The organism is Pedococcus sp. P5_B7, assembly GCF_054049895.1.
Map to the genome: position 1 here is coordinate 73,380 of NZ_JBFULM010000008.1, position 18,235 is coordinate 91,614.

General features: G+C 64.5%; 15 protein-coding genes and 1 pseudogene. 12 read left to right on the plus strand and 4 right to left on the minus strand.

Features of this window, described 5'->3' with window-relative positions; all coding sequences use genetic code 11:
• Positions 1-308: 308 nt before the first annotated feature.
• Entirely contained in the window at positions 309-1,070 is a 762-nt protein-coding gene (locus tag ACXJKD_RS17440; RefSeq protein ID WP_457255986.1) for a sulfite exporter TauE/SafE family protein, read from the minus strand.
• Positions 1,071-1,076: 6 nt separating this feature from the next.
• Positions 1,077-1,733, minus strand: coding sequence for a FadR/GntR family transcriptional regulator (locus tag ACXJKD_RS17445; RefSeq protein ID WP_457255988.1), 657 nt, complete (start codon positions 1,731-1,733; stop codon positions 1,077-1,079).
• A gap of 124 nt (positions 1,734-1,857) precedes the next feature.
• Between ACXJKD_RS17445 and ACXJKD_RS17450 the strand changes: the two genes are divergently transcribed.
• Genes ACXJKD_RS17450 through ACXJKD_RS17460 form a run of 3 tightly spaced genes read left to right on the plus strand, consistent with a single transcriptional unit; the run spans position 1,858 to position 5,920 of the window.
• On the plus strand, positions 1,858-3,225 hold the full coding sequence (locus tag ACXJKD_RS17450) for an SLC13 family permease (protein ID WP_457255989.1): 1,368 nt from the start codon (positions 1,858-1,860) through the stop codon (positions 3,223-3,225).
• A complete protein-coding gene (locus ACXJKD_RS17455; protein WP_457255991.1) occupies positions 3,216-4,412 on the plus strand; it encodes a CaiB/BaiF CoA transferase family protein in 1,197 nt (398 codons plus the stop codon). Before ACXJKD_RS17450 ends, ACXJKD_RS17455 begins: the two co-directional genes overlap by 10 nt.
• Positions 4,409-5,920: a carboxyl transferase domain-containing protein gene (locus ACXJKD_RS17460; RefSeq protein ID WP_457255993.1), complete on the plus strand. Its 1,512-nt coding sequence runs from the start codon at positions 4,409-4,411 to the stop codon at positions 5,918-5,920. Before ACXJKD_RS17455 ends, ACXJKD_RS17460 begins: the two co-directional genes overlap by 4 nt.
• A 140-nt stretch (positions 5,921-6,060) precedes the next feature.
• Here the strand turns inward: ACXJKD_RS17460 and ACXJKD_RS17465 are convergent, their stop codons facing one another.
• Entirely contained in the window at positions 6,061-6,429 is a 369-nt protein-coding gene (locus ACXJKD_RS17465; RefSeq protein ID WP_457255995.1) for a hypothetical protein, read from the minus strand.
• 169 nt (positions 6,430-6,598) lie between these two features.
• Positions 6,599-7,048, minus strand: coding sequence for a response regulator (locus tag ACXJKD_RS17470; RefSeq protein ID WP_457255997.1), 450 nt, complete (start codon positions 7,046-7,048; stop codon positions 6,599-6,601).
• A 226-nt stretch (positions 7,049-7,274) separates the two neighbouring features.
• Between ACXJKD_RS17470 and ACXJKD_RS17475 the strand changes: the two genes are divergently transcribed.
• From ACXJKD_RS17475 to ACXJKD_RS17515, 9 genes and pseudogenes are all read left to right on the plus strand, one after another.
• A complete protein-coding gene (locus ACXJKD_RS17475) occupies positions 7,275-8,663 on the plus strand; it encodes a serine hydrolase domain-containing protein (RefSeq protein WP_457255999.1) in 1,389 nt (462 codons plus the stop codon).
• Positions 8,664-9,143: 480 nt separating this feature from the next.
• A complete protein-coding gene (locus tag ACXJKD_RS17480; RefSeq protein ID WP_457256001.1) occupies positions 9,144-10,727 on the plus strand; it encodes an ABC transporter substrate-binding protein in 1,584 nt (527 codons plus the stop codon).
• Positions 10,728-10,916: 189 nt separating this feature from the next.
• Positions 10,917-11,570: an ABC transporter permease gene (locus ACXJKD_RS17485; protein WP_457256003.1), complete on the plus strand. Its 654-nt coding sequence runs from the start codon at positions 10,917-10,919 to the stop codon at positions 11,568-11,570.
• Between the two features lie 53 nt (positions 11,571-11,623).
• Positions 11,624-12,427, plus strand: a complete 804-nt coding sequence (locus ACXJKD_RS17490; protein WP_457256004.1) for an ABC transporter permease — start codon at positions 11,624-11,626, stop codon at positions 12,425-12,427.
• On the plus strand, positions 12,424-14,286 hold the full coding sequence (locus tag ACXJKD_RS17495; protein WP_457256006.1) for a dipeptide ABC transporter ATP-binding protein: 1,863 nt from the start codon (positions 12,424-12,426) through the stop codon (positions 14,284-14,286). The genes ACXJKD_RS17490 and ACXJKD_RS17495 overlap by 4 nt, the downstream gene beginning before the upstream one ends.
• 81 nt (positions 14,287-14,367) lie before the next feature.
• Positions 14,368-15,267 (plus strand): dihydrodipicolinate synthase family protein, encoded by a 900-nt coding sequence (locus ACXJKD_RS17500; protein ID WP_457256008.1) that lies wholly within the window; start codon positions 14,368-14,370, stop codon positions 15,265-15,267.
• A 309-nt stretch (positions 15,268-15,576) separates the two neighbouring features.
• Positions 15,577-16,398: pseudogene (locus ACXJKD_RS17505) on the plus strand (aldehyde dehydrogenase family protein); the annotation flags it as partial.
• Positions 16,399-16,596: 198 nt separating this feature from the next.
• A complete protein-coding gene (locus ACXJKD_RS17510; RefSeq protein ID WP_457256430.1) occupies positions 16,597-17,082 on the plus strand; it encodes a hypothetical protein in 486 nt (161 codons plus the stop codon).
• Positions 17,079-18,227, plus strand: a complete 1,149-nt coding sequence (locus tag ACXJKD_RS17515) for an NAD(P)/FAD-dependent oxidoreductase (RefSeq protein ID WP_457256010.1) — start codon at positions 17,079-17,081, stop codon at positions 18,225-18,227. The genes ACXJKD_RS17510 and ACXJKD_RS17515 overlap by 4 nt, the downstream gene beginning before the upstream one ends.
• The last annotated feature ends 8 nt before the right edge of the window (positions 18,228-18,235 follow it).

An 18,235-nucleotide genomic window follows, 5' to 3' on the forward strand; every position in this document is an offset into this window, starting at 1 on the left:
AGTGAGGGCGGTTGTGCTGAACAGGACCCAGCGGCCGTTGGCGTAAAAGCATGCCGATCACATACATATCCACCTGCGCGGGGCCGGCGATCGTGTCCCGGTACCGCTGTCTGGCGGCGACCTACCTCGGTCGTCGGTGGGGAACTCGCGGTGACGTTCGCCATGGAGCGCCGTCGGCAGAGCTCGGCCCTTGCCCTCCTTCCAGAGTTTCGGCTTGTCCGCGATCATCCGGTCCATGACGGAGCGACACTGCGCGTCGTCCGGGTCCTCAGTCGGCGCGAAGACGCCTTCGAGGTCAGCTGCCCACGTCAGACCCAAAGGGAGATTGCGGCGGTGACGCCGGCCACGACGACGAGCGAGCGCAGCAGGGCCTCGGGGAGGCGGCGGCCTAGATGCGAGCCGAAGTAGCCACCGACCACCGACCCGGCCGCAAGGACGAGCACCGCCTGCCAGTCGACGGGGGCCATGAGCACGAAGACCACGGTGGCCACCAGGTTGGCCACCATCACTGCGAACGTCTTGAGTGCGTTGAGCATCCGGAACTCCAGCGATGTGCCCTGGCCCAGCACTGCGAGCATCATGACGCCCGATCCGGCGCCGAAGTAGCCGCCATAGACGCCCGTGACCGTTGCCATCAGGCGCGTCACCGGGGAAACGACTCCATCGTCGGCGGCAGGCCCGGGGCGCCGGCTTCGGGCCCACGCCTTGAGCCGTGGCTGGACGCCGACGAGCAGGCAGGTGCCGAGGATGAGCCATGGCACGACGACCTCGAAGCTCCTGCTCGGGAGACCGAGCAGGAGGGCTGCCCCTATCGCGGCGCCGGCAGCAGAGGTCACCAGGACGATGCGGGTGACCGCGGGGCGCTCGCGCAGCTCACGGCGGTAGCCGAACGAACCGCTGACCCCTGCCGGCGCCATACCGATGGTGTTAGAGGTGTTGGCCACGACCGGCGGCAGCCCGATCGCCAGCAGCACCGGGAAGCTGACGAGCGACGCCACGCCGACCGTCGAGGTGAGGATGCCGGCAGCCAAGCCTGCCAGCAGCACGGCGAGGCCTTCCGGAAGGTCCACGCGGCGTCAGCCGCCGAGGACGGCGCGCACTGCCGCTGCGACCTCGTCGGTGCGCCCACGCCGGACGGCCTCGGCGAGGGCTCGGACGTCGGCGGGGTGTCCGCCCGCTACGCCGAACTGGCGCATGCGGTCGGCGAGTGCTTGGTCGAGGCGTGCCAGCAGGGACTCGTCGTCGGTGAGGCGTAGGACGCACTCCCAGACCTCGTCGAGCTCACGGTGGTTTCCGTCATCGGCGAGCAGGGCCGACCGCCGAGCGGTGTCCGGGTGGGCGGCTGCCTGGGTGGCCAACTGGGACATCGTCGCCAGGCGCGCCCCCACCAGCTCGCGCAGCGGGGCGTCCTCGAGGGAGGGCAGTGCCACTCGGGCCTGCGGGTCGCGCACGACGGCACCGTCACCATGGCGGACCTCGAGACGGCCGCGGACCTCGAGCGCAACAAGGGCGCGGCTGAGGGTGGCCCGGCTGACACCGAGGTCCTTGGCGAGGCGACGCTCGGGGGGAAGTCGGTCACCAGGGGAGAGACCCTGGGCCTCGATGAAGTCCGCGATGTGGTCGGCGAGCTGCTCGTAGAGCCGCGGGCGCAGCATGCGGCGAGGGGTACCGGCGGCCGGCCCCGGACCCGCGGCGTTGTCATCGGCAGCCCCGGCGAGGTCGGGACTGGTCAACGGTCAACCCTTCGGCGTGGCGCTGTGGTCATGATCCCAATCTATTGACAAATGGCCTGTTGGCCAAGAGGCTAGGCCACTGAACCACGGCGCCACTGCAGCCGCCACGAGCAAGGGAGCTCACATGAACGACATCATCGCCCTGGGGGTACTCGCCCTCGTCTTCCTCATCGCCACCGTGCGGTCGATCAACATGGGCGCCCTGGCGCTAGTGGCCGCTGCCGTCGTCGGCGTTACCGTCTTCGACGTGGGTCCCGACGAGGTCGTCGGTGGATTCCCCGCGAACCTCTTCGTCATCCTCGTCGGAGTCACCTACCTCTTCGCCCTGGCGAAGAACAACGGCACGGTCGACTGGATGGTCCATGCCAGCGTCCGGGCGGTACGGGGTCGGGTCGCCCTCGTGCCGTGGGCGATGTTCGGCATCTGTGCCGTCATCGCCGGCATCGGCGCCGCCACTCCTGCCACGGTCGCCATCGTCGCCCCGGTGGGCATGGGTTTCGCCGCCCGGTACAAGATCAGCCCCGTCCTCATGGGTATGGCCATCACGCTGGGCGCCACCGGCGGCTCGTTCTCGCCGATCGGCATCTTCGGCGCCATCACCAACGGCGTCGTCTCCGACAACAAGCTCCCTGGCAACCCCGCGCTGCTGTTCGCCATGTCACTCGTATCCTGCTTCGTCATCACGGCGCTCGCCTTCGTGCTCTTCGGCGGGCGCGAGCTCCTCAGCCGGGGCCGCGATGCCGGGGCCGGGAGCGAGATCGCCGAGGCGGCCGTGGCTGTCAGCCGCACGGCGACCCGGTCCGCCGTGACGGGGACGCCGGAGTCGGCTGTGGAGCGGGCCCGCACCGGCGGGGTCGCCACCGACGCTGCCCCGGCGGAGGACGACGACAGCCGCCTCAACGTCGAGCGCATCCTCACCCTGGTCGGCCTCGCATTCCTCGCGATCTCAGCCCTGCTGCTGAAGTTCGACGTCGGCTTCACGGCCCTCGGCGTCGCAGTCGTCCTGACCCTGATCTTCCCGAATTCGGCCAAGGGCGCCGTCGACAAGGTCGCCTGGGGGACCGTGCTGCTCGTGGGCGGCATCGTCACCTACGTCAGCCTCCTGCAGGACCAAGGCACGGTCCAATGGCTCGGCGACCAGGTCGCCGGGGTGGGCGCACCTCTCCTTGCGGCGCTGCTCATTTGCCTGATCGGCGCAGTCGTCTCGGCCTTCGCCTCCACGACCGGCATCCTCGGCGCGCTCATCCCGCTCGCCGTGCCGTTCCTCCTCACCGGACAGATCGGTGCCGTCGGCGTCGTCATCGCGCTCGCCATCTCCTCGTCGGTCGTCGACATCAGCCCGTTCTCCACGAACGGCGCCCTGTGTGTCGCCAATGCGGAGCCGCGCGAACGCGACCTCGTGTTCCGTCAGCTGATGCGGTGGGGGATGAGTCTCGTGGTCGCCGCGCCGCTCGTGACCTGGGGCCTGCTCGTGGCCCCGGGATGGCTGTGAGCAGTGGGCCGCTCAGCGGCACCCTCGTCGTCGACCTCAGCCGTGCCCTCGCCGGCCCGCACGCGGGGATGATGCTCGGTGACCTCGGTGCGCGCGTCATCAAGGTCGAGTCGCCCGGCCACGGGGACGACACCCGCGGCTGGGGGCCGCCGTTCGTCACGAGCGAGGGCCGCGCGACCACTCCGGCAGACGGTGTGTCGACGTACTTCCTGTCGTGCAACCGCAACAAGGAGTCGATCGCCCTCGACCTGAAATCCGGTGAGGGTCGCGAGGTGCTCACCGCCCTCGTCCACAGGGCCGACGTCCTCGTCGAGAACTTCCGCACCGGCGTGCTCGACCGGCTCGGCTTCTCCGCCGAGCGCCTCCTCGAGCTCAACCCCCGGCTCGTCGTCCTCAGCATCACTGGCTTCGGCCACGACGGTCCCGAGGGTGGCCGTGCCGGGTACGACCAGATCGCCCAGGGTGAGGCCGGCCTGATGTCGGTGACCGGCCCTGGCCCGGACGACCCGCAACGGGTCGGCGTCCCCATCGCCGACCTCCTGGCCGGGATGTGGGGCGGGTATGGCGTCCTCGCCGCCCTGCTCGAGCGCGAGCGGACCGGGCGCGGACAGGTCGTGCGGACGTCGCTGCTCGCCGGGGTCGTTGGCATCCACGCCTTCCAGGGCACCCGGCAGACAGTCGCCGGTGAGACCGGGCGAGCGCAGGGCAACCACCACCCGTCGATCTCGCCGTACGGCCTGTTCCGCTGCCGCGATGGCTCGGTGCAGATCGCCGTCGGGAGCGAAGGTCTGTGGCGGCGGTTCTGCGACGCCTTTGGCGTCGACCCACAGACCACTGGTATGGGGAGCAACCCTGAACGTGCTGCGAACCCCGAGGCGGTCATCGCGCTGGTCGAGTCGGTCTTTGCGCCCTTCGACAGCGCGGACCTCCTCGAACGGCTCTCGTCCGCGGGCATCCCTGCCGGCCGGGTCCGAACCCTGGATGAGGTGTATGCATGGGACCAGGTGCGTTCGCAGGGCCTGCTGGTCGAGGTCGACCACGCCTCGCTCGGCCCGGTGACGCTTCCTGGTCCACCGTTGCGGTTCTTCGACGAGACAGGCGCCGAGCAGACCAGGACCGCGCACTCCGCCCCGCCAATTCTCGACGCCGACAGGGAGTCCGTCCTCGCCTGGCTGAACCAGCCATGACGCAGCGGCTGTCGGCCCACGAGCTCCTCGCACTGGTCCTCGACACCGGTTCCTACCAGTCGTGGGACGAGGCGCCGGTCGACGTAGGTCCCGACCCCGAGTACGCCGCGGCGCTAGCCGCTGCCCGGAAGAAGTCCGGGGTGGACGAGGCGATCATCACCGGTGAGGGGCGGCTGCGAGGCCGCCGCGTCGCCGTCGTCACCGGCGAGTTCGCCTTCCTGGCCGGCAGCATCGGGGTGGCCACGTCCGACCGGCTGACCCGCGCCGTCGAGCGGGCGACCGAGCAGGGGCTGCCGCTCCTCGCCGCCCCCGTGAGTGGCGGCACCCGAATGCAGGAGGGCACGGTTGCCTTCCTCCAGATGGTGCGCATCACCGCCGCCATCACGGCCCACAAGGCCGCCGGGCTGCCCTACCTGGTTTACCTGCGCAACCCCACGACCGGTGGGGTGCTCGCGTCGTGGGGTTCCCTCGGCCACGTCACCGTCGCCGAGCCGGGCGCCCTCATCGGCTTCCTAGGCCCGCGCGTCTATGAGGCGCTCTACGGGCGACCGTTCCCTGAGGGTGTGCAGCTCGCCGAGAACCTTTTCGCGCACGGCATCATCGATGCGGTGCTCGAGCCTGAGCGCGTCGCTGACGTCCTTGACCGTGCCCTCACCGTTCTCACCGCTTCCCGCACCCCTGCGGTTCCGGCGCTTCCCGCGGGTCTGGAGGACCTTGTCAGGGACGTTCCCGCGTGGGAGTCCGTCACGACCTCACGACGCAAGGAACGCCCAGGGATTCGGCGCCTGTTGCGGTATGCCGCCCGAGACGTTGTGCCCCTCAACGGAACCGGTGCGGGGGAGCACGATCCCGGCCTGCTCCTTGCGCTCGCCCGATTCGGTGAGGTGCCATGCGTCATCCTCGGTCAGGACCGGCGTGGGCAGACCGAGGATCGCCCGATGGGGCCTGCCGCCCTGCGCGAGGCCAGGCGCGGCATGCGCCTGGCGCGTGAGCTGCGTCTGCCACTGGTGACGGTGATCGACACCCCCGGTGCCGCTTTGTCGAAGGAGGCCGAGGAGGGCGGGATGGCCGGTGAGATCGCCCGCTGCCTGGCCGAGCTTGTCGACCTTGGTGCTCCGACGCTGTCCATCCTCCTAGGTCAGGGCACCGGTGGTGGAGCGTTGGCCCTGGTGCCCGCCGACCGCACACTGGCCGCACAGCACGGTTGGCTCTCGCCGCTGCCGCCCGAGGGCGCATCCGCCATCGTGCACCGCGACACCGACCACGCCCCGGAGATGGCGCAATCCCAGGGTGTCCGCTCGACCGATCTCCTCGCGCACGGACTGGTCGACCGCATCGTCCCGGAGTTGCCCGACGCCGCCACCGAGCCCGAGCAGTTCTGCCTGCGGCTCGGCACCGTCCTCCAGCACGAGCTCGCCACGCTGCTGGCCATGGAGCCGGGCGCCCGCCACCAGCAACGCCTCGACCGCTTCGCCCGGCTCGGACAGATGGCGGTGCCGCAGGCCTGACTCACCAGGAGGGGCCCACGACTGCCCTCGAAATTGCACGGTGCTCCACGCCTGCATCGTGAACCGGATGCGGCCGTCTCCAAGCGGATCGAGGGCTGTTATAACCCCGGCCGAATCCACACGAGCCCTGGACTCAACTGTCACTGGTGACGGATCAGCCGGTACGACCACGAGCACCCCGGGGACCTGATCCACATCGATGTCAAGAATCTCGGCAGGGTCCCGATGGCGGCGGATGACGCTACGTCGGGTGCACCGAAGGATGCAAGAACCGAGCCGTCATCGCGGCCCGGACCGGCGCACCCAGAGCGAGTATAGCAAGCCACTAATCGGCACCTGACCGCCGCCAGGTAGTGAAGGTGGCCCTTGCCGGTGCGCTGCTGCCGGTCCCGGCAGGCGGCGGTGAACTCGGCCAGGTCGGCCACGGTCAGCTGCTCCAGCCGCCAACCTGTTTGGATGAGCAGCCGGACCTGGAGGATGTCGGCATTGACGGGTGCCTCGACAGTCATATGCGGCAGTCTGGCGCAGCGGCGGATGAACCGCGATTGGTCCCACACCCCGAACGCAGCCACACAACAGTCAGCCAATGAATGTGGTTGCTGATTGATGACTTGTGGCGCCGGGGAACTTGTCGGTGGGTCCGCGATGCTCTGACTCAGTCCGCGGGGTCCGCGATGATCACGCGGGCCGGGGGGGCAACGGGGGCTGTCGAAGGAGGTGATGCGCGACCAGGGCAGTGATGTGGGCGCTCCGGAATGGCTTCGTGACGTAATGGTTGGCTCCAGCCAGCATGCCCGCATCGATCTCGAACTGTGAAGCGCGTTCACTGAGGAGGATGACTAGAACGTTCGCAAGGTGGCGCTGCCGACGCATCCACCAGCATACTTCGATCCCACTTAGACTCGGGATGTTCACGTCAAGGATGACTACGCTCGGGTGGAGGTCGGCCAGCATTTTGATGGCCTGTCGTCCGTCCTCAACGGGTACTGATGCTAGACCGACTAGCCTCACGGCCGCGGACAGTGTGGCCCGAACGATTGCGTCGTGGTCGGCGACCAGCGCGTAGGAGTGGTCTGGAGGGCGTTGCTTCCCGGGCACGCCCGTTCGGACGTCATGAGCGCGGCTCATGGGCCATCAAGGACAGCGTCGTTGTTCAGCTCTGTTGCCGTCTGCCGGCGTAAAGACGGCCCCAGTGCATTCACCATTGATGGTCCCAACGGACGTTCACGGCAATTCTGCTTGCCGGTGGGTGTGGACGAAGCCAAAGACGCGAGCATGGTACCATGTCACATGGCCTACGAGTTGGTGGGCTCCGAATAGTTCGGAAGTGGGCCCCGAATAGTAGGGAGAGCACGTGCCAATCGGATCCGCGGATAACACCACGACCACAATTGGTCGCTCCCCGCTGCTTCCCGGCGCATATATCGATCCCGCCCTTCTCGCACAAGCGCGGATGGAGATGGCCCTCGATGCTGTGCCGGGGGTCGGCATCGGCGTCTATCACCAGGGGCGAGTCGCAACTGCAGGGCTGGGAGTCTCAAGCGTTCTAGATCCCCATCCAGTCACTGGCGAGACGATGTTCCAGATCGCCTCGATCACCAAGACCTTCACTGCGACCGCGCTACTGCAGTTGGTCGAACAAGGTCTCCTGAGTTTGGATGACCCAATCCGAAAGCATCTTCCCGCCTTTGCTGTCGTCGACGCTTCGGTTTCCGCGGCGGTCACCATCCGTGACTGCCTAACGCATAGCTGCGGATGGGAGGGAGATCTATACGAGGATCCGGGCTGGGGCGACGACGCGCTAGCCACCATCGTCGGTCGGATGAAACAACTGCGCCAGGTCACTCCCCTTGGCGAGCTGTGGTCGTACAACAACGCTGCCTTCTACGTACTAGGGCGCGTCCTAGAGGTCGTTCAGAAACGGCCCTTCGAGGCGATCATGAAGGATAACCTCCTTCGCCCTCTCGGAATGAACGACGCATGCTTTTTCGCTCACGAAATGGTGTACCACCCCTTCGTGGTAGGGCATGCGCAGTACGGCGGCAGAACTGTGCTTGCTCGACCCTGGGAGATGCCCCGCTGCGGTGGCCCGATTGGTGGGCTAATCGCGAGCCCCGAGCACATGATGCGTTACGCCGACTTTCAACTGGCCGGCGGGGAAGCGCTCGGCGACGAGACGCGGCTGGCAGCCTTTGAGCCGAGCGGACCTCCGGGCGATCGCCCAGAGGTGGGACTCGGATGGTGGCTCGACGACAGTAGCGGCGAACGAGTCGTCAGCCACGGTGGCGGAGCCAACGGCCAGCCGTGCCTCTTTGCAATGATTCCGTCTCGTCAGTTCGCTCTAGCGATCTTCACCAACGGTGAACTTGGCTCGAGAACGGCCGACCGGCTGCTGAAGTGGGCAATGCGGACGTACTTCGGTCTTGTGCCGCCTGAGATGATGCGGGAAGCGCCAGCTGACGTCTCTGACGCGCTGGGGGTCTATGAGAGCCGACTCGAGCGACAGACCCTGCGCCAAGAAGGCGACCGTCTGTTGCTGGATAGGCAGTATCGGCCGTGGCTCGCTGAGATGTATCCGCCGCCGGGCGTGGATTGGGGAGTGGAGGTTGATGCCATCGGCGCGGACAAGTTGCTGATCGCACCAGGGCATCGGGCTCAACAGGTGGGCACGATCCTACGCGCGGGGGATCAGGCGCGATGGCTTCGGATTGGCAGGCGTGCGGCACTACGTGAGGGTTCATGAGCCGCCAACATTCTTCGCTGCCGGCTGCGAGCTTTCTCGAGATCTCGGGCTGAGCTCGTGAGGAAACCCAGCGCCTTCATGCTGGCGGAATCGAGTCTCCCAGCCACCCTTCCAATACCTGACGCGCTCGCTAGCGGCTGAACTAGGAACGACGATGCTACGACAGGGGAGACGCCCCAGGGTGCGCTGACGGCGCCGCATCCGCAGAGCCGGGCTTCGACCACCGGGAGTTTCGGGCCCGCGCGGTCAGGTCTGGCGCGGATCGATCCCCAAGCAGGCACGTGAAGGCGCCCCACGCCCAGCCCTCGCCCTTGACCGGCAGCCTCCCGCACAGAGAGCGCTGCCGCCAAGGACCCCAGACATCGCCCCTTGTGCCGGTGTAATGTCACATGTTAGTGTCGCGTTCACGTCGCAGTAAGGGATGCTCTGCCGGGCACAACTGCGCCGCCTACTGTTAGTCACCAGAGGACGGGAACCGCAATGAATAAGCGTCTGCTCGCATTCGCCTGTGTGCTGTCCGTTAGTGCGATGGCACTAGTTGGCTGTTCGGATAAGGCCTCCTCGAGCAAGTCTGAGGGCGGGCGCATCAGCGTCCTGCGTGTGGGCTCGGGCTCCGTCTCATCACTGAACTACGCCAAGAACTACAGCGCCATCGAGCAAAGAATGGGTTACCTCGTATTCGAGACCTTGGTCGTCCTGGACGACGAAAACAAGGTGAAGCCCTGGCTCGCTGAGTCGTGGTCGCAGACCGATCCCACAACGTATGTCTACAAGCTGCGACACGGGGTCAAGTTCTCCGACGGCTCGAAGATGACCGCACAGGACGTCGTCTTCTCGTATGATCTGTATCGCCAGCCCGGTTCGCCACAGGCCTTCCGCTTTCCGGCGTCGCTGAAGAGCATCACGGCCGTCGACGACTACACCGTCCAGGTGAAGCTCAGTGAGCCGAACGCCGCCTGGGCTGTCATTGCGGCCGACGGTGGTTTGGGAGTTCTGTCGAAGGCCTTCTACGAAGCCAACAAGGCAACCTACGGTCAGCCCGGGACCGGCGCCATCGGCACCGGACCTTGGCAACTTACTAGCCTTGATCCCACGACTGGCGCAGAATTTGCGACCAACCCAAACTATTGGGGCAGTGATGTGCCCATTGACAAGATCTCCTGGCGGTTCTTCTCGAATGAGTCGAGTGAGGCGGTCGCGTTCCGAGCCGGCCAGATCGATGTTGCCTTCCCTTCGGACACCCGTGCCTGGTCAGCAACGGCCGGCGCAGACCCGCAAGCGGGGGAAGGCGGATCGCAGGCCGACGTCCATCTGAACACTCTGGTCAAACCGTGGAACGACGTTCACGTCAGACGCGCAGTGGCATATGCCCTCAACAAAGATGCCCTGATGAATGCCTACGGCGCGCAAGCAGAGCCATTGGAGTCGATTATCCCGCCGCACCTCCTGCTGACGCTGGGTAGCCAGAAGGAAGTCAACGATGTCCTCGCTTCGATGATGAAGTATCCGTACGACGTCAATAAGGCGAAAGAGGAGATGGCTCAGTCCGCCTACCCCAACGGCGTGGACGTTGAGTTCACCGCGAGCGACGTTCCTGCGGAGAGCAATACGGCTCAAGCCATTGTCCAGATGCTGGCCAAGGTGGGGATCCGTGCGAAGTTGAATGTCGAACAGCTCAACCCTTGGCTCGACCATCTCACCGATGCTGATCGGAAGGCTGTGCCGTCCGGTTTTTGGGTCAATGGCGGCGTTGGGCCGGATCCAGGCGTGGCCTACGACTCAATGATCGGTAGCCGCAACGCCACCGGGGGCAACTGGAACGTGACGAACTGGAGTACTCCTGCGGTTGATGGACTCATTGCAAATGGCTTCTCCGCAACAGATCCGGCGCAGAGGCTCAAGGTGTACGAGCAGCTGGTCCAGCAGTTCGCCGATAACCTGCCCTACGTACCGTTGTTCCTTGTGCAGCCGACCGTCGCCCTGTCGAAGTCGATCAGCTGGCCGTCCTTTAGCGACAACTACGAGAGCCGTGGCCCGTGGCCGCTCAAGATCAGCGCGAAGTAGTCACGCACGGCGGGGACCGAACCGGCTCGTCGCCGGTGCCAGCTGGGACCGGCGACGCCCCCGGCGCGACTGGACGAACCGTTCCTGTCGCAGTACAGGATCTGGGCGCAGGGCGTTGTGCACTTTGATTTCGGGACATCGGTCCAGACGTCGTTGCCGGTAACCGACGAGGTAGGAGCTCGACTGCCGGTGACATTGACTCTGGGCGGCTATGCCTTCGCGCTAACGATGGTCATGGGCATCGGGCTCGGCGTCGTGGCAGCGACGCGTCCAGGTTCCGTGCTCGATCGGCTGGCGGTCGGGCTCGGTGTCGTTGGTTTGTCAGCCCCTGCCTTCGTGGTCGGCGTAGTCCTTCTTTACCTCTTCTCGATTCAGCTGGAGTGGTTTCCTGCCTTCGGTAGAGGGAGCGGGGTCGTCGACGAGTTATGGCACCTGACACTTCCAGCTTTTGCGTTGGCATTGACCAGCTTGGGGTATGTGCTTAACCACACGCGGTCTGCAATGTTAGGTGTGTTGGATCAGGACTACATTGTCTTTGCAAGGGCCCGCGGACTCTCGGCTGCCCGGGTCCTGATCAAGTATTCACTGCGAAACGCCTTGATACCGATCGTGACGATCAGCGGAATTGTTCTTTCGTCTCTGATCACCGGCGCGGTGCTCGTGGAGGCCACCTTTTCGGTGCAAGGACTTGGTGAACTGCTGGTGCAATCGGCCAATGCTAAAGACTTGCCGGTGCTCCAGAGCGTGGCTCTGCTCGTCGCTGTGAGCGTCATGGCGTGCAACCTCCTGGCCGACATCGTTTACCTTCTCGTCGACCCGCGAATCAGAGCGAGGCGAGTTTGAGAATGAAGATTGGTGTAAATTCACCGAGTTTCCGATCTCGACGACCCGAGTGGTTGTCCCTGACGGGCGTCGCGTTCCTGGTCGTGGTCGGCGTGATCGTGCTCGCCAGTTTCGGTTCCCTCCTGGCGCCGCAGGATCCCCACGCGCAGAACTTGACTGAGGTGGTGGCACCCGCTTCCGGGGGTCACTGGTTGGGAACTGACAGCTTGGGACGCGACATCCTTTCTCGTGTCATCGTTGGTGCCCGGACCGCGTTCGTGGGGCCACTGGTGATCACCGTCGGATCCTTCGTGCTGGGGAATCTTCTCGGTCTCTGGGCCGGCTATCGAGGTGGGAAAGTAGATGCATTGATCATGCGATGGGTCGATGTCATGTGGTCTATTCCCTCGCTCCTCATTCTCATCGTCGTAGCTGGGGCCGTCGGCGCCCAGTACTGGGGAGCCGTGGTGATCTTGCTTGCCCTGACCGTGCCATTCGATACGCGAGTCATTCGAGGCGCCACGATGGAGCAGGTGCCGCGGCCCTACGTGGAAGCCGCCAAGACGGTTGGCGTATCCGATCGCAGGGTCGTGCTTCAACATATTTGGCCGAACGTCTTGCCGGTTGCAATCGCGAACTCATTCCTTGTATTCGCGAGTTCACTGGTCACGTTGGCAGGGCTGTCATTCTTGGGGCTGGGTGTCCCCCCTGGTACGCCGGACTGGGGGCTGATGCTGGCCGAGAATCAGCCGCTCTTGTTCGTTCATCCGATGACTACACTCGCGCCCGGGGTCATGATCGTGGCAATGGCTACCGCGATGGTCCTACTCGGGGACTGGCTCCGCGCGCGCCTTGCTAAGGGGGGTGCTATCCAGTGATCGACAATGCTACGAACCGTTCAGGTGGCTCGGACAAGCCTGTATTGAGTGTTCGAGGGCTCTATGTCTCGAGGCAAGTCGGCGACGCTGTGCAGACGGTTGTCGATGGCATTGACTTGGTCGTTCGGTCAGGCGAGACAGTGGGTATCGTCGGGGAGTCTGGAAGCGGCAAGTCCATAACGGCCAAGGCGATCATCGGACTGCTGCCGCCCGGACTCGTCGCGTCCGGTGAAATCGAATACGCGGGCCAGAACTTGCTGAAGTTGCGAGAGCGGCAGTGGCGCGGTTTCCGAGGCGCCGAGCTCGGCATGATCTTGCAGGATCCGTTCACGATGTTGAACCCGATCATGCCGTGTGGGCAGATCATCACGGAATCCCTACAGGGTGGCCAGCGATTGAGCAAGAAGTCGCGGCGCGCGGAGGCGATTCGACGGCTGGCCGAAGTAGGAATCGGTGACCCAACGGTAGTTGACCGGTACCCGTTCCAGCTGTCCGGCGGGATGCGACAGCGCGTGGCCATCGCCGCGGCGCTTGCCCGCGACCCCCAGCTCCTGATTGCGGATGAACCGTCGACCGCGCTCGACGTGACTACTCAGCGGGAAATTCTAGCGCTGATCAAGCGTATTCAGGCGGCACGCGGAATGAGTCTCGTCCTTATTACACATGATCTCCGGGTGGCATTCTCAATGTGCGACCGGGTGTACGTGCTCTACGCCGGATCAGTGGTCGAGGTTGCCTCCTCCGAGCGACTCGACGCAGAGCCGCTGCATCCCTACAGCCAGGCGTTGCTGCTCTCCGAGCCTCCAGTCGACAGACGCGTTGCCGAACTCACTGCAATTCCTGGTTCGGTTCCCTCGCCAGGAGAGGTGGTAGATGAGTGCGTGTTCGCAGCGCGCTGCCGATGGGCGGCCTCGGCTTGTCGTACGCATTCTCCTCCATTGCGAGAGGTAGTTCCGGAACGGTTCACTGCCTGCATTCGGCTCGAGGAGATCCGATCCGGGATGCTGAGTCTGCGAACGCACGTGACCGAACAAGCCGTGCCGAGTGCACTGCGGGTGAGTGGTCCGGCCGTTCTCGAGGCTCATTCTGTGCGCAAGGTGTTCGCGGGACGGGTCCATGATGTGATCGCCCTCGACGACGTTTCCGTCGCGGTTGGCGAGGGCGAGAGTGTTGGACTCGTTGGCGAATCTGGCTCAGGCAAGACCACGCTGGGTCGTATGTTCGTAGGGTTGGAGCAGGCAACGAGCGGACGGGTAACCATAGGCGGGGTTCCTGTGGCCGACTGGACCAAGCTGAGCCGAGACGATGCCAAGCGGGTCAGGGGTACGGTTCAAATGGTCTTCCAGGACCCCTACTCAACGCTCAACCCGATGCGGAGCATCGGCTGGACGTTGGCCGAGGCGATCACGACGCATGCCCCCAACTCAAAGGGCATCCAGGCGGCTGTCGAAGATCTCCTCACGACTGTGGGACTGCCGCCTACGTACGCGCAGCGGCGTCCAGTAGCTCTGTCTGGCGGAATGAGGCAGCGCGTTGCCATCGCTCGCGCTTTGGCTGCCCAACCGAAGGTGCTTGTCTGCGATGAAGCGGTCTCCGCCCTCGACGTATCGGTGCAGGCTCAAATCCTGAACTTGTTGAACCGTCTTCGCGTGGAACGTGGCATTGCCAACCTTTTCATCACGCACGATCTCTCCATCGTCCGACAAGTAACCGAGCGCATATATGTCATGTATCGCGGCCAGATTGTTGAGGAAGGGGCGACTGACGAAGTCCTAGACCGTCCGACACATTCGTATACGCGAAAGCTGCTGGCTGCGGCGCCTAGGGCGGATCACAGTTGGCTGGAGCTGGCCGAGTGAGTCATAGCAATCCCACTAGTGGCGACACATGCCGCACGCAATGTCACATAATATCAGTCGTATAATTCGAGGAGCCTCACAATGACCAACATGCCGTGGCGGGGCATCTTTGTCGCAACCGCGATCCCATTCAATTCCGATTTGTCAGTGGACTTTGACGGGTTTGGAGAGCACGTCCGTTGGCTGGCTCAGAATGGCATGGACGGCGTGACGCCCAACGGTTCATTGGGGGAGTATCAGACCCTGACCGACGCGGAAAGGGCACGGATGGTCGAGGTCGCCGTGAATGCGGCACCCGACGGGTTTGGGGTCATGCCGGGGGTTGCCGCCTACGGCTCTGATGAGGCATGCAGGTGGATTGAGCAAGCGGCGCTGGCAGGCGCACAATCCGTGCTCCTGCTGCCACCAAACGCCTACAGGGCGGACCGCCGTTCAGTGCTGGAGCATTACCGTGACGCCGCAGACGTCGGCCTGCCGATCGTCGCCTACAACAACCCATACGACACGAAGGTCGATCTCTCCCCGGATCTCCTGGCCGAGTTGCACGGCGAGGGCCTAATCGTCGCCGTCAAGGAGTTCAGTGGCGACGTTCGCCGGGCATACGAGATTCGAGAGCTTGCTCCCAACCTGGACGTGCTTATCGGAACCGACGACGTAGTTCTTGAGTTGGGTCTTGCCGGCGCGGTTGGATGGGTCGCCGGGTACCCGAATGCTCTGCCGGACGCCAGCCGGAGGCTCTACGACCTGGCAACGTCCGGGTCCGCCGAGGACATCGATGCCGCTCTCTCCATCTATCGGGACCTGCACTCGCTGCTGCGTTGGGACTCTAAGGCTGAGTTTGTCCAAGCCATTAAGCTGTCGATGGATGTTGTGGGCCGAAAGGGCGGGGCCTGCCGACCCCCTCGTACCGCGCTGTCTCCCGACGTTGCTGAGCTGGTCGTGTCCCACACAAAGGCAGCCGTGGCCAAGGGCTACAGCTAGCGTGACCCAGCCAGAACGGCGGCCGCTCCAAACAGTGCGGTGGCCGGCCATGCAAAGAGGCCAAGGATGCGACGTCCAGTGAGTCGATCGACGTTCTGCTCGCAGCGTGGTAGGCGCCGTCCATGAATCTCCGGGGACTGGCCAACGACGCACGGCCAATTGCGTCGAACACAGGCTAGGTCGGGGAACTGTCGGGCCTCGTTCCACCTCGGATCGACCCAATTCAGTTCAGCAAAGAAGACACCTGAAGAGCGCCGGACGACCTTGGCTGGACCGGCGATCGTGAGACTTCCCAGGAGGGAATTGGAAATGCGACCCGACCACCCACGAAAGTCGGTCTCCGAGCTGGTCGCGAACGCAGTTAGCTCCGGTCAGACGTGGGCACAAACCCAGCTGAGCGAGCGCACAACCATACTGAACGCGGTCGCTGACGCCTTGGACGATGCTTCAGAAGGCCTCGTGCGCCTCGGTCAGCGGGAAACTCACCTCGCAGAACCGCGGCTACGCGGAGAGCTCAAGCGGACGACATTCCAACTCCGGTTCCTCGCCGAGTCGGCACGGACTGGATCGCCACTCGATCTTCGCGTGGATCACGCCGACTCAGACTGGCCGATGGGGGTACCGCGGCCCGACTTGCGTCGTAGCGCCGTGCCCCTCGGGCCGGTTCTGGTGTTTGGCGCATCCAACTTTCCATTCGCCTTCAGCGTCGCTGGGGGAGATACGGCCGCAGCCCTAAGCGCCGGGTGTGCGGTGATCTTTAAGGTGCATGAAGGCCATCCCGAACTTTCGCGGGCCACCGCTGAAATAGTCATCTCTGCGTTGGCTGCGGCCGGCGCCCCGTCGGGACTGTTCGCGACGGTTCATGACCCCACTGACGCCCGAGCGGTGCTCACACACCCGGACGTCAAGGCCGCCGCATTTACTGGGTCAATACCAGCTGGCCGGGCCCTATACGACTTGGCCCAAGCCCGGCCGGAACCGATCCCGTTTTATGGCGAGTTGGGCAGTGTGAATCCCGTTTTCGTAACCGCGGAAGCGGCAGCGAACAGGCCCGATGAGATAGTTGACGGATTTGTTCAGTCCTTCACGATGGGCGCTGGGCAGTTCTGCACCAAGCCAGGCGTTCTGATTGTCCCGGAAGCCTCAGACCTTGTTGACCTGCTGGCCAGGGCTCATCTGCCAGGACCGGTCCCACTTCTCAATGGGCGCATTGCCAGGGGATACCGTCGGGCGGTCGACGAACTAGGGGGCCGTCCACACGTCAAATTGCTTGCTAGCGACGCTGCGTCGAGTTCTGAACCGCCCCACCCCACCCTGCTTCTCAGTACCGTGGCCGATGTGCTATGTGACCTCGACGCCAGTTTGACTGAGTGCTTTGGCCCTGCCGCGCTGGTCGTCACGTATCGCCGGGAGAGCGAAATGCAGCAGTTCGCTGAGGCGATGGATGGACAGTTGACCGCGACTGTAATCGCCGAGCCGACCGATGCGGTGATACCGGAACTGATCCAGACCCTCGCTCGGAAGGCGGGCCGCCTCGTTTGGAACCAATGGCCGACAGGCGTTTCGGTAACACATGCGCAGCAGCACGGGGGCCCCTACCCCGCCAGCACCGCGCCAAGCACTACGTCTGTGGGCACAGCATCGATATCGCGATTCTTGCGACCCGTTGCTTGGCAAGGTTTCCCGGACCAATTGCTGCCGATCGAGCTTCGTGAAGCATCCACTCTCGACGTGCCGCGTCAAGTCGACGGCACGGTGGTCGCTGGAGGCGACAAGGCGTATTCAGAAGGCGACCGTTCTCGACCGGCTCGATGAGCCTACGGAGGCGCGCACCCGACGTCGTAGTGATCGGTGCTGGAGCCCTGGGTGCGGCCGTGGCGTGGCTGGCTTCGCGCGCCGGACTCGTCGTCGACGTGGTCGAGAGGGGGCCGATCGTCAGTGGAACCACGAGCGCATGTGAGGGCAACCTTCTCGTGTCCGACAAGGAGGCTGGTCCGGAGCTCGACCTAGCGCTCTACTCCTGGCAACTTTGGCGAGATGAACTGGCGGAGTTCGCCGACCTTTGGGAGTTTGAAGAAAAGGGCGGGCTCGTTGTCGCGACCAGCGAAGAGAGCGCTCGAGCCCTTCTTGCACGGAGCCAGCGGCAGCGTGCGGCAGGTATCGATGTACGCACTATCGGTGCGGACGACGTTCATACCTATGAACCCCACCTGACGCGCGAAGTCCACGGCGCGGCCCTGTACCCGCAGGATTGTCAGGTCCAGCCCATCCTGATGGCTGCACACTTCCTGCGGATGGCCAGAGAGCTTGGCGCGCGAGTGCGGACCGGGACAACGGTGACTGGGATGCTATGGAAAGGCGGCCGGGTCATCGGTGTCCGAACCGACAGGGGGCAGATCTTCGCTGCCAATGTCGTCAACGCCGCCGGCCCGTGGGCAGGCGAGATCGCAGCGCTGGCGGGCGTTCTACTTCCAGTCCTACCCCGGCGAGGATTCGTCCTAGTTACCGAGCCTTTACCGCCGACCATCTTTCATAAGGTCTACGCCGCAGACTACATCGCGAGTACTCAGAATTCGGATACCGCGTTGCATTCATCGACAGTTATCGAGGCCACACATTCGGGCACGGTGCTGATTGGATCCACGCGCGAGCGCGTCGGGTTCGATCAGACAGTTTCCCTGCCCGCGCTCAAGGAGCTTAGTCGGAAGGCGCTAGGGCTCTTTCCTGCGATGCAGTCTGTGTGCGTAATACGTTGCTACCTAGGGTTCCGACCCTATTGCCCAGACCACCTGCCGGCGCTCGGCATCGACGAACAGGCCCCAGGTCTCCTCCATGCCACTGGTCACGAAGGTGCGGGAATTGGACTGTCTGTGGGCAGCGCGAAACTATTGGTCCAGACGTTGCTTGGTGAGCGTCCAGATCTGGACCTGCGACCATTCGCACCCAATAGGTTTAGTTGAGAGGAACC

Coding starts and splice junctions, on each gene's coding strand:
- ACXJKD_RS17465 (WP_457255995.1), bottom strand. CDS start 6,429: ATGACTGTCGAGGCACCCGTCAATGCCGACATCCTCCAGGTCCGGCTG.
- ACXJKD_RS17450 (WP_457255989.1), top strand. CDS start 1,858: ATGAACGACATCATCGCCCTGGGGGTACTCGCCCTCGTCTTCCTCATC.
- ACXJKD_RS17455 (WP_457255991.1), top strand. CDS start 3,216: ATGGCTGTGAGCAGTGGGCCGCTCAGCGGCACCCTCGTCGTCGACCTC.
- ACXJKD_RS17500 (WP_457256008.1), top strand. CDS start 14,368: ATGACCAACATGCCGTGGCGGGGCATCTTTGTCGCAACCGCGATCCCA.
- ACXJKD_RS17515 (WP_457256010.1), top strand. CDS start 17,079: ATGAGCCTACGGAGGCGCGCACCCGACGTCGTAGTGATCGGTGCTGGA.
- ACXJKD_RS17470 (WP_457255997.1), bottom strand. CDS start 7,048: ATGAGCCGCGCTCATGACGTCCGAACGGGCGTGCCCGGGAAGCAACGC.
- ACXJKD_RS17480 (WP_457256001.1), top strand. CDS start 9,144: ATGAATAAGCGTCTGCTCGCATTCGCCTGTGTGCTGTCCGTTAGTGCG.
- ACXJKD_RS17460 (WP_457255993.1), top strand. CDS start 4,409: ATGACGCAGCGGCTGTCGGCCCACGAGCTCCTCGCACTGGTCCTCGAC.